The 11,667-nt window shown below is 57.1% G+C and carries 10 protein-coding genes; 2 read left to right on the top strand and 8 right to left on the bottom strand.

Annotated elements, in window-relative coordinates:
• Positions 1-261: 261 nt before the first annotated feature.
• The 3 genes from ACY69P_RS08465 to ACY69P_RS08455 form a co-directional block, all read right to left on the bottom strand.
• On the bottom strand, positions 262-1,332 hold the full coding sequence (locus ACY69P_RS08465) for a hypothetical protein (protein WP_462327171.1): 1,071 nt from the start codon (positions 1,330-1,332) through the stop codon (positions 262-264).
• A gap of 33 nt (positions 1,333-1,365) precedes the next feature.
• Positions 1,366-2,586: an MBOAT family O-acyltransferase gene (locus ACY69P_RS08460; RefSeq protein ID WP_462327172.1), complete on the bottom strand. Its 1,221-nt coding sequence runs from the start codon at positions 2,584-2,586 to the stop codon at positions 1,366-1,368.
• A gap of 625 nt (positions 2,587-3,211) precedes the next feature.
• The gene (locus ACY69P_RS08455) at positions 3,212-3,484 is read right to left on the bottom strand and encodes a hypothetical protein (protein WP_462327170.1); all 273 of its coding nucleotides are present in this window, start codon (positions 3,482-3,484) and stop codon (positions 3,212-3,214) included.
• A 177-nt stretch (positions 3,485-3,661) separates the two neighbouring features.
• Here ACY69P_RS08455 and ACY69P_RS08450 point away from each other — a divergent pair, with 177 nt between their 5' ends.
• On the top strand, positions 3,662-4,105 hold the full coding sequence (locus ACY69P_RS08450) for a hypothetical protein (RefSeq protein ID WP_462327169.1): 444 nt from the start codon (positions 3,662-3,664) through the stop codon (positions 4,103-4,105).
• Positions 4,106-4,498: 393 nt separating this feature from the next.
• Here the strand turns inward: ACY69P_RS08450 and ACY69P_RS08445 are convergent, their stop codons facing one another.
• The 4 genes from ACY69P_RS08445 to cbiB form a co-directional block, all read right to left on the bottom strand.
• A complete protein-coding gene (locus ACY69P_RS08445) occupies positions 4,499-6,223 on the bottom strand; it encodes a bifunctional sulfate adenylyltransferase/adenylylsulfate kinase (RefSeq protein WP_462327168.1) in 1,725 nt (574 codons plus the stop codon).
• A 25-nt stretch (positions 6,224-6,248) separates the two neighbouring features.
• Entirely contained in the window at positions 6,249-7,655 is a 1,407-nt protein-coding gene (locus ACY69P_RS08440; RefSeq protein WP_462327167.1) for a UTP--glucose-1-phosphate uridylyltransferase, read from the bottom strand.
• A 450-nt stretch (positions 7,656-8,105) separates the two neighbouring features.
• Positions 8,106-8,435: a hypothetical protein gene (locus tag ACY69P_RS08435; protein WP_462327166.1), complete on the bottom strand. Its 330-nt coding sequence runs from the start codon at positions 8,433-8,435 to the stop codon at positions 8,106-8,108.
• Between the two features lie 141 nt (positions 8,436-8,576).
• Positions 8,577-9,512: an adenosylcobinamide-phosphate synthase CbiB gene (gene cbiB / locus ACY69P_RS08430; protein WP_462327165.1), complete on the bottom strand. Its 936-nt coding sequence runs from the start codon at positions 9,510-9,512 to the stop codon at positions 8,577-8,579.
• A gap of 210 nt (positions 9,513-9,722) precedes the next feature.
• Here cbiB and ACY69P_RS08425 point away from each other — a divergent pair, with 210 nt between their 5' ends.
• Positions 9,723-10,709 (top strand): TAXI family TRAP transporter solute-binding subunit, encoded by a 987-nt coding sequence (locus ACY69P_RS08425; RefSeq protein ID WP_462327164.1) that lies wholly within the window; start codon positions 9,723-9,725, stop codon positions 10,707-10,709.
• A gap of 91 nt (positions 10,710-10,800) precedes the next feature.
• Here the strand turns inward: ACY69P_RS08425 and ACY69P_RS08420 are convergent, their stop codons facing one another.
• Complete coding sequence (locus tag ACY69P_RS08420; protein ID WP_459901415.1) at positions 10,801-11,259, bottom strand: tRNA (cytidine(34)-2'-O)-methyltransferase; 459 nt, start codon at positions 11,257-11,259, stop codon at positions 10,801-10,803.
• Positions 11,260-11,667 lie beyond the last annotated feature (408 nt).

The raw sequence follows: 11,667 nt of genomic DNA, 5'->3' as shown, positions 1-11,667 counted from the left end.
GAGCGCTGCGTTCGGGACGCAGAGACCGCGCGTTCAAATCGCGCCATCCCGACCAGAGAATATAGGGACGTAGAGGCAACTCTACGTCCCTTTTTCCTTTTGGTCTGGTAGCCGGGGCCGACATCTTCGCCCCATCATCCCCAAACGGCCCCGCAAACCCGCTTCAGGGGTCCACCTGCATTACTCCTTAAGCCCAGCCTTCCCCTCTTAGGAGCCCCCCACCCAGCATTCTAACGGAACTGCCTGCGAGGGATACAAGGGCTATTCTTTTTGTGCGTGTTCTTCCAATGTTCTGATTGTCGCTCGCCGAAATGTTCGTTTGAATGCATCGGCGAATATATGGCTCATGTATTGGCTCCCTGGCTTATGAAAATGGCGCCCGTCTCCGTACAAAGAGCTTGGCGCACCAGGTGCCATTTCAATATACTGTGAACGAGGCAGGCCTAAATATTCAAGGAGTGCCGACGCAGACTTGGCATGCTGAGCCAACTTCTCGGGGGGAGCATTATCTGGAATAGGCAGAACTGTGAGAAAGAATCGACTGAATCCATACTTTTGTATGACACTTTTAAGCTTGCCGAGTACCGCGATGTACTCAGGGGTCATATCGGGCACAAACCCACCTCGCAATTTCCAGGAGATGGGCTCTGATTCCTGACTCATATACTCCTCTAGCGACAGATTCATCCCACTGACAATCTGCGGAGATGGATAGTTCCCCGTCTCTGCAATAATGTGCTGAAAATGCGAATAGCCCCCAAATGCCTGGTTCATTGGGGCAGAGACAAAGGGAGTGTCCAAAAGTCTTTTGGCATACAATTGTATTGGAAGTAGACATCGACGGTAAAGCGGGACCCCAGCAACCGACGCTTTCGCTTCACGCTGAAGAACCTGTGCTATTTTCCTCACCTTACCGTACGGACGCCACTCAGGAAGTCGATAGAACTGCGTTGGGCTTATTGCGATGACGGCATAGGAGTCCGGGTTATAGGTGAAAAAGACATCAACAAGCTCTGCATACCCCTCAGGACCACAGTACCCCGTCGTAGAGAACGATTCTATTGAGAAGCCTGTTTCTGTTGCAATTTGCTGCGCAACAAGAGAATTACTTGCAATACTGTCTCCGAATATCCCTATGTCCGCCCGTATTCCATGCACCCTCATCCACTGCGTATAGGCTATCACAGTACTTATTTCTTTTTTTATATTATTCAAGACTATTTCATTATGATCAACATACTGTCCCACATACAGACCAATCGCAAAAAGGATTGTCACAAACAAAGCAACGGATGATAGGTATGCCATCAAGTTCACCTTTGTATTCTTCATTCCGCTAACATGCTCCGTTGCAATCGCTGCTTGCTAGAAATTATAATATATAAAGGCCTGACCAAATTCTTTTTTATACAATGCAAAACATAGCGTGACCATGATAGCTGTTATTGCAGCGCGGCGTATCGACTGGAACACAAAAAGGCCATCATATTCAATTATTCTCTTTTGAATTAGTTCGACAACCGCTATGACAAACAGAAAAAGTACTGCAACTTTTAACATCATGGTATGCCCAGTAAGCCACGACATATTTGAAAACGAATTGAAACAGTTCATCAATTGCTCAAGTGACCGCACCCTGAACAAAAACCATCCGAATTGAACAGCCAGAGTTGTTAACACCCATCCCAACCAATCCCCTGTGCGAAAGATATTAAGCTTTTTTATTGATCTCATTACATGAACAATGGCCACAAGAAATCCATTATACACACCCCAGACAACAAAATTCCAACCAGCACCGTGCCAGAGCCCACATAGCGTAAATGTTGCAAGGATATTAACAACTGTACGCCCAGCCCCCTCCCTGCTACCACCAAGAGGAATATACAGATAATCACGAAGCCATAAACTTAAGCTTATATGCCAACGTCTCCAAAAATCGACTATAGAAGTTGCGGCATAAGGAGCATTAAAATTCCATACCAGTTCGATACCAAAGAGCTTTGCCGATCCTTTTGCAATAAGGCTGTACGCCCAGAAATCACAATAAATTTGAATAGAAAAAAGCACTGTCGCAAGAACTGTTGTCCACCCCGTATACAGCTTATGGTTGAACGCAGCATCCACGATAATTCCGCAATAATCGGCAATGCAAATCTTTAAAAAGTAACCGATTGTTAATATATATAAACCGCTTTGTATATTCTGCGCGAGCACATTCCTCCTCACACTAATTTGAGGAAAAATGTTATTCGCCCTCTCTATTGGACCCGCTACAAGTTGCGGAAAGAAAGAAATATACAGCGCATAGTCAACAAAGCCACGATAACTACACTTTCCGCGCAATACATCAATTATGTAAGAAATCGCTTGAAACGTAAAAAATGATATCCCAACTGGTAAAACTATCTCACTTGAGACGCCCGTTTTTTTCAAATCTAGGATCAAATTTATATTTTCAAGAAAAAACGATGCATACTTAAAGTATGCGAGATTCATAACAAGGACACCTATCCCAATCCACGCAATACTATATTTAAACCTTGTATAGGTTCGTATTAAGCACGAACACAAATACGACGACACAAACGTAAACACTAAAACTGGCAAAAAGTGTATATTTATAAAGGAATAGAAAAACAAACTTGCGCACAGAAGGACAACATTTTGCACGCGTGCCGACCTTGCAAAAGCGTGCAAAGTGAAAGTTACAAGCAATAGGATGGCGTAGCCTTGTGTTGTAAACAATACACCCCCTCAATATACGCTTATCAATATCCACATGGCTTGATTCATTTTTCCCCTCTCAATCGTAACTCCATAGCTCTATACATCAGTATACTCACGCGACTTTTCACAACAAAAGATACCACCACACTATTTTAATCTCGAATTCCCTCTCTATTGTCAATCCTTCATATACCGGAAAACATTCTTTGCCTTCTTCACCGCACGCCCTATGGATAACAGCTCAACTCCATTCTATCTCCAACAATGCCCTTCCAGTGTCAGTTGAACACCAAGCATGGGCGGATCGACGACATCAATAAAAAAGGATACACAATTTTTTCAGCATGTTAAAACACCAAGGAGCTTCTGCATGGATGCGCCACCTCGCCTTTCGGATCAGGTTACTTGGACTCGCGTTGCGCTTGTTTTGGGCGCGGTGGTCTATATTGGCGCGTGTTACGGGACGCTCTTTATTCCTGCGCTATGGAACTCCTTTTTCTATATCACCTCTGGCCTCACGTTGTGCTTTTTGCTTCTGACGGTTTTCCTGAGCCACGCAAACGCCCGGAAAGCCGGTGAGCTTGCCCAGCGATACGACGAAACTGGGGAAGCGGGGCACAAGAGAAGCGGGGGCCTTCCTGCGTGGCTTCATCCGCAGCAGGACGCCTTTCTCGCCTTTTCCGTCGGGGCGACCACCGCGTTGTTCTTTTCCATCGATATCGAAGCCATGCTTATGACAATGCGCAACGGGCACATGGTGGCCCCATCTGATGCCCTCCCGGACTTGGCTCTTCCCTTCTACCTCGTTCCGCTGTTCGCCTTCATATCCAAGACAACACCGCCCCTTCTCGCGCCCTGTGCGCGCCGCTTACGCAGCAGAGGATTCCGTCTTGGCCGAGCCGTCATCGTTGCGTCCATTGCCGCTCAGGGAATGGCAGCCATTTTTTCGGCGTATTTGCCCACGTATTCATTCATGGTCGGCATCTGCGGGGCAACGTGCGTGGCCTTCTGCGGTGTGCTTTTCCTCAGCGCCCGGCACCCCCGCGCCGCCTCCACTCCAACACACGTCTTTGGCGGCACTCCCATCATCTCCGCCCTCGGCACCGAAATGGACCTCCACCGCACCCGCACCCTGTGCGTTGCGGGCATCGCCTTCAGCATCCTCCACATCGGCCTAGCGTCCCTCTCCCTCTTCCCCGGTAAAAGTTTCAGCCCCCTCATTGGCACCACGGTATGCCTCTTGGGACTCAGCGGCACCGTCCTGCACAACAACGCGCATCCGGTGTCGGTATATGCCAGCGCAAAACTTCTGCCAAAGAGTCACCGCCACAGAGGGCCAGCCCAACAGGAGAATCGCGAAGAAGCCCCGGCATAGGCCAAAATTCCCCTTGCCAAAGCTGGCAGGTGTCTTATGTAGAAAGCGGGGGAGGGAAACGCTGATGCAGCGCTCGCGCCGAGTCAGGACAGCTTCCCTCCCAGTTCACCAGCACAGCCCCCACACTGCACCAACCCGTTCCTTCTCCCGTATTTCCTCCGGCTCCTTACCCACTGGCCGCCTCTTTCATACGCCACGGCGCGACTCGCTTTCGCCCGTGTTCCGAAGCCCGCGATCCGCCACCTCTCCCGCGGCTGGATGCTCCCGGGCGGAGCACCCCGGAACGACATCGCGCAGGAGCCTCACGCGCCGCCCTCCCCCCTTTTTTGCAACGAAAAGCCCCCGCCTGCATGACAGACGGGGGCTTTTCGTTTCGCGGCAATATGGCTGGGGCTAGACGATATACCCCTGCACGGCAAGGTAGCGCAGCACCTCGTGCGCGGCTTCCTTGGGCGTGCGTTCGGTTGTGTCAATTGCAAGGTCGGGCTTCACCGGCGGCTCGTAGGGCGCATCAATGCCCGTCACCCCGGCAATGCGCCCTGCCCGCGCTTTGGCATATAATCCCTTGCGGTCGCGCTGCTCGCACACGGCCAACGGCGTGGACATATAGACCTCCACAAATCCGCCGTACTGCCGCACCAACCGCCGCGCCGCCTGCCGCGACTCCTCATAGGGCGCGATGGGCGCGCACAGGGCAATGCCACGGTTCTTGGTGATTTCACTCGCCACGTAGCCGATGCGGGTCACGTTCAGGTTGCGGTGTTCGCGGGAGAACGTCAGTTCGCTGGATAAGTTGCGGCGGACGATGTCGCCATCAAGGAGCGTGACCGGACGGCCATTCATTTCCAGGAATTTATGCAGCAGCACCTTGGCAAGGGTGGACTTGCCCGCGCCGGACAGCCCGGTGATGAAAACCGTAAAACCCTGCTTGTGCCGGGGCGGATGCGCCTTGCGCAGTTCGTCCACCACCTCGGGAAACAGGAACCACTCCGGAATCTCCAGCCCGTGTTCAAGCCGCCGCCACAGCTCGCGCGAGGAAATTTCCCTCACGCGCATATCCTCGGTGACGGCGTCCAGCGGCACATATTCCGCCCTGTCCTCCACATAGCACCGGGGGCGTTCCGCAAGGGGCGTCACCCCCGCCTCCTCGGCGTAGCGCTGTACAAGCTCCATCGCCGCATCGTCCCCGCCACTTTCAGGACGCAGGCCGCCCTCCGCACAGGCGTCATCCTGCCCCTGCTCCTGCCCCTGCAACAGCACATGCGTACAGCCATAATTGCCGCGTATCTGCGCTTGCCACAGAGCCTCACGCGGGCCAGCGCCGCGCCCGGCATACGGAAGCAGTGCCAAGGCCGCCATGTTGCGCGGAAAACGCTCAAGGAATTTGCGGTAACTGCGGATAAGGGGGAATGTCTCGGCGCGTCGGTCCCGGCCGGGACTGACATCGAGCATAATGAAGATATTGGCTTCGGCCTCGCGGGCCGCGGCGAGCATCATGTCATGGTGGGCGCAATGCGGCCATGAGGCCATCTGAAAGCCCACCACGCGCCGCCACCCACGCTGGGCAAAGGCGCGGTGCACATCGGCGGGAGAGAGCCGCAGCTCAGGAAAATCATAGTGTTGGGGGAGGTGCAGGCCTTCCACACGTCCGCCCACGTACCATTCACCCACCTCGTCATACAGGCGGCGAACCCCATCATGGGCGGCGGGGTCATCCGTACCGTACAGTGCGCGGGCTTCGCGGGCCTTGTCTGGCTTCCACACGTCCTGCACGTGCAGTACCGCCAGCATAAAGCCCTCGCTGTCACGCAGGGCCAGCGGCACACCGGGCCGAAGCGTCTGCGCGACGGCTTCCGGTACATCCAGGCACACCGGCATAGCCCAAAGCGCCCCATCCGCCAGACGCATTTCGTCCAGCACGCGCTCATAATCCACCTGCCCGAGGTAGCCCTCCAGCGGATAGAACGCCCTCGTGAGCAGAAGTTCCAAATCGCACAGCTGACGCCGCCCCAAGTCGACCGAGGCAAATCCCACGGCTTCGCGCCGCAGGACGTCAATACGCCTTGGGTGCACAAGCAGACTCTCGGAATACGGCGTCATGGGCGGTGCGGGATGCATACCTCCTCCCTTGGGCGCGGGACAATCAACGGAACACGGACGCGGCCCCCTCTGCATTGATGCGGACGTCACCCTCCAAGGCGACATCAGCGGCAAACGTTACGTCGCCGCACACATCCAGCGATGAGCACTCCATCAGCGACGGAACCCCTTCCGGGAACCGGCACAGAAAATCGTCAATGCACTTATAATATTCGCCGTCCAGAGCCACCTGCGGCAAATCCTCGGAGCGCTCCTCACGCGGGACAAGGGCGTAGTCGTCGCGCAATTCGTAGCAATCGGACATAACGGTCAGCAGGTCGGCGGTGGTCTTCACGGGGGAGAAGCGGCGGCGGGGCACCTCCACGGCGGCGGCATCGGCAAAGCACGATATGGCCGCGCCCATGGCGGTCTCCAACTGAATAACGCGCGGCGAGGATGCATCGCGCGGGTCGAGGGTCTTTTCATTGCGGATAAGGGAGAGCGGCACCATACCCTCCTCCAGAATCACCTGCCGCACGGCGGCGAGGTCCAGCCAGATGGAGTTGGTGTTGAAATAGCTATGCCGGCTTATATCCTGAAACGCCTGCCGGTCGGCCTCCGGGCACTGGGCAATCTCGCGCAGGGCCAATCGGCCATCCTTCAAACGCGCCAGATGCCCGCCCTTGCGGTCCGTCTCCTGCCTGCGGGCCACCTCCATGACAAAGGGCAACCCTTCCTTGACCATATAGCCAAGCAAAGACGGATCAAACAGCGCGCCAAGGTTATCCACATTGGACACAAACGCATACCGGATGCCGGAATCCAAGAGCTGGGGCAAAATATGCGAGGTGATAAGCGCCGTATAAATATCGCCGTGCCCCGGCGGATTCCACTCAAGGGAGCGGTTCTCCGGGCAATCGGCAGGCTCCAGCGTCTCCGCCAGCACCTTGGGGAATTTGTTCTGCACAAAGGTGAGCGGAATGCCGCAACTGCCATTGTTGCAATTGCGCGTGGCGGTAAGGGTATCCTGATGGGTACGGAAGCTGTCCATGAACAGCAGCGGCACCGGCACATTATAGCGGGTGCGCAGGGCGTCCACCTGCGCCAGCGTCAATTGGAGGAAGGACATGCCATCGCGCACAGGGATAAGCGACTTGGCCTTCTCCAGCCCCATGCTGGTCCCAAGGCCGCCGTTAAGTTTAATGATGGCCACCTTGCCCAGATGGTCCATCCCATGCCGGGTATACCCATCCAGACTGCCGTAGCGCGCAAGCTCATCTCCAGCGAGTGGCGTGATGTCCGACTCAGCCAGCGAACCCGGGTCGCCGTCCAAAAGCCGCGCGTACAGCGACTTGAAAACATTGAGGACCATGGGGTGCTGCCCCGCCTCTTCCATCCGCTCCGCAAAGGGGCGGAACCTGCTATGCAAATCGTTGCCCGAATAGGCGAGCAAATCCCGTAAAGCGTTCATGCCGTCTCCCTGTCCGGTTGCCGGGGTCTGCGCCCCGAGCGACCAGACATTCCGTCCGGGTTTTCTCCATCCCGCGGCGAGAATGCCGCGCTCTGCCCCGCATTCGGGGCGGCCTGCCAGCGCCTCGGCCTCGCACCAAAAATCCATGCCATTTCGGCAGAATAGCGGCACACTTCGCCGCCTTGCGTAGGACAAAGGCATCACATCTTACCGCACTCTGCTGGCTTGCGCCACACCGGCTGTATTTTTCCTGTGGGCCCCTGTCACCCGGACGAAAGTGCCCACATGAGCGTACGGATGCACTGAATGTACCCGGACGCGACAAAAGCCCCGCCCCCCACGGATTTGCAGGGTCGGAAGCAATGCATTTCGCAAAGGATTTGGGGAATATAGAAAAAACGGAAAAAACGCAAAAAAAACGCGCCGCAAACTCTGCGGCGCGTTGAAGCGTCAGTGGATGTTGCTGGTGAACATCATATTGGCATAGAGGCTTTTATAAAAATCGGTCACCCGTTCGGCCAGCTCCATGCGGGCGGCCTCGGCCTTGTCCTCGGTCTCGAAGAAGGAGGCTAAATCGCGGGCGACGCCGTCTCCGCTGTCACCAACGGGCTGATCGAGGTGCACGCGGAAATAGTACTGTTCCTTCTCGTAGGGGCGCGCCGGGTCGGGAAAAGTCTTCTCCACCCAGCCAATGGCCTTAATATGGGCGATGGGAACAAGAAACCCCTCTATAAACACTAAGTAGTCGAATTCAGGATATTCATCCAGCTCTGAATGCATGGCTCTTACTCCAATCTTTTTTCAGGGGATTCCCTGCCGCTCTTCTGGCCGGGTGGCGACACTGCGGCCAGAACCGAACGGTCTATACGCATTCCGCCCGAAGGGCAACACCCCTGCAGCCCAAAGGGCCCCCTCCCCCGCCTAGACGAGGCAGTGCGTCAGCCCCAAAACGCCAAGCACCAGCGCGGCGCACGCCAGCCCCGAGAGCAGCACCAACCGCATCAGGCGCTCCGTGGCTTCGGTATCCCAGTCCAAACGCTTGGGGCCAAGCTGAGGCTTATGCTTGAGCTGGCCAAAATAAATAGCCGGACCACCCATGGACGCCCCTATAAGCCACGCCGCGGCGGCCATGGGCCACCCCGCGTTGGGGCTGGAGCTTTTCCCGGCGTCCGCGGCAATGCGCGCCCACACGCCCTTGGTCCGCGCGCCCATGCACCAGGCAACCAGCACCATCACCACGGCTGTCAGCCGCGCAGGCGCCCATGCCAAAACATCGTCTAGACGCGCCGCCGCCCAGCCAAACTGCCGATAGCGCGGCGTCATGTATCCCCACATGGAGTCCAGCGTGCTCACGGCCTTGTACACCCACAGCGCCACAGGACCGCCAAGGGCCAAATAGAAAAACGGCGCAACAAAGCCGTCGTTAAGGTTTTCGCTCAGCGTCTCGGCAAGGCCGGAGCGCACTTCCGCCTCGCTCAAATGGGCGGTGTCACGGCTGACCAGCATGGACAGAGCCTTTCGCGCGCCGTCCAAGTCGCCACCGTCCATCAGACGCGCAACGCTGCGCGCCTCGCGCAGGAGTTGCCCAAGGGCCAGCCCCGCATACGCCAGATAGAGGCCCACAGCCATTCCGATGACAGGCAGATGAATAAGCCCCCACACCGCGGCCCCGCTGCCCCCGGCAAGGATGCATACGCCAAGCACGCCCTTCAGGCGCATCGCGCCGGACGTACGGCGGGCGGCCTCCTCCAGACGGGCCGCAACCCAGCCAAGCAGGCACACCGGATGCGGCAGACGGTGCGGGTCACCAATCAGCACATCCGCAAAAACGGCAACCACAGGCAGAAAGAGAGCCACTAGGAAATCCTGATGTACGATCATATTCTCCCACCGTATGCAAACTCGTCAGTTATGTAATGATGCGCTGGCGACACATGGCAAAGGCGCCCATGCAACGCGCTCCCTCCCTGCTCCGGTTGTAAAGTCGTCGTAAAGCTTGACGGTCCTCACCGCCTGCGTGATATGCTGGCGGGGTGTGCTCAAACCTGTATTCAGGAGCAGTCGGTCATGAAAGGTGGCATCTGGCGCGCAGCGCGCTGTCTTGCGGCCCTTGCCGTCGTCGCCTGTTTGGCGGCGTCCCCGGCTTTGGCCAAAAAATCATACATTGCCTTTGGCGGCGGACCTGTTGGCGGCACGTTCAACTACTTCGCCAACGCCATGGCCAACCACATTTCGCAGACCTATGACGATTTGGAAATCACACCGGAAGGGTCCGGCGGTTCGGCGTCAAACCTCAAGCGCCTGCACAAGGGACACATTGAATTCGGCATCGTCTACTCCGGCGACGCGTACCTTGGCCGCCACGGACGGCTGCCGCAGGATACCACCCGCTACGACAACGCCCGCGCTGTGGCCTACCTCTACGGCGCACCCGCGCACCTTGTGGTGCGCAAGGACAGCGGCATAACCGCCGCCACGGACCTTGTGGGCAAACGCGTCGGCATCGGCAACGCCGGGTCCGGCGCCGCAGCCGCTGCGGAGCGCTTTTTCCGTCACATCGGCATCTGGGACAAAATTAAACGCCTGAATATGGGCTATTCCGCCGCCGCTACGGCCTTCAGCGCAAAAAAAATCGACGCCTTCTGGGTGCTGGCCGGCGAGCCAAACGCCTCCGTCATCGAGGCATCAGCCCGCAGCCCCATCGCCCTTGTGGACTTGCACAAAACCGCAGTTGCCACAGGATTTTACGACGTCTACCCGTTCTACACCCCTATCCAAATCCCCGGCGGCACTTACAGAAATCTTGATTCGCCGGTGAAGAGCTTTCAGGACGCGGCCTACTGGTGCGCCAATGCCCGCGTCTCCAACCACATCGTCCACCGCGCGCTGTCCAGCATCTTTTCCGCAGCGGGGCTGCGCTATATGACTTCCGTCAACCAGACTGCCAAAGCCATGAACATCGTAGACGGCCTCAACGGCCTCTCCATCCCCATCCATCCCGGCGCCGCGCGCTTCTGGGAAGAACAGGGGCTGAACATCCCAACGCCGCCCTAACCCGCACCGCCCGGCGCAATTGGACCAAACGCCTCCGCATCATGACAGATGTGGAGGCGTCTTCATTGGCGCGGTACACCGCCGCGCGGCGTTATCCTACAGGAAGAGTCTGCGTCTGGCGCATCGCCTCATACAGCACGATGCCCGCCGATGTGGACAAATTCAGGCTCCGCACCTTGCCCCGCCTGATGGGCAGGGTGATGCACTGTCCGATGTCGTCAATAACCTCCACGGGCAGTCCCCGCGTCTCCGGGCCAAGCACGAGCATATCCGCCGCAGTGTACGAAAAGCGGTCATAACGCTCGCCCTGCTTGGAGCTGGTGCACACCAGCCGCTTGCCTTCCGCCGCCGCAAGCAGCGACGGCCAGTCCGGGTGGACGGTCACATCCACATGCGGCCAGTAGTCGAGCCCCGCACGCTTGAGGTAGCGGTCCTCCAAGCTAAAGCCCAGCGGCTCCACAAGGTGCAGGCGCGTTCCGGTGGCGGCGCACAGCCGCGCGATGTTGCCTGTATTAGGCGGTATTTCCGGTTCGTAAAGAACAATTTCCATGCAATGTCACCCCTCGCCAAATACGGCTGTATGCCGTTTACTGGCATTTCCGCCGTGGCGCAAGCCTTCAAATGTCGCCCGGATGACAGCTGCAGGACACCCGGAAAGGGGTATGTCGCAGACCTTTGCAGGATCATGGCGTTGCCGGAGCAGGCGCAGGTGCGCGCTCCTCGCCCACCCTGCGCCGTCGCGGTACACCGTCAGCCGAAACCCCATATTTTCATAAAAGGCGTTACGAAGCGGGGTATCCTGCCGCGCAATAAGATTCAGCGAGCGCACATGAGCATCGCCGCATCCATGCGCAACGCCAAAGCGCACCAAACGGCACAGCAGGTAGGTCCCAAGCCCCTTGCCCCGCAAACACGGCGGCAACAAAAACTCCCGCCCAAAACACGCCTTGCCCCGGTG

It is taken from the genome of Desulfobaculum sp. (genome assembly GCF_054921475.1).
The sequence above is the reverse complement of the archived record's forward strand: the minus strand, read 5'-3'. Positions and strand labels throughout refer to the sequence as shown.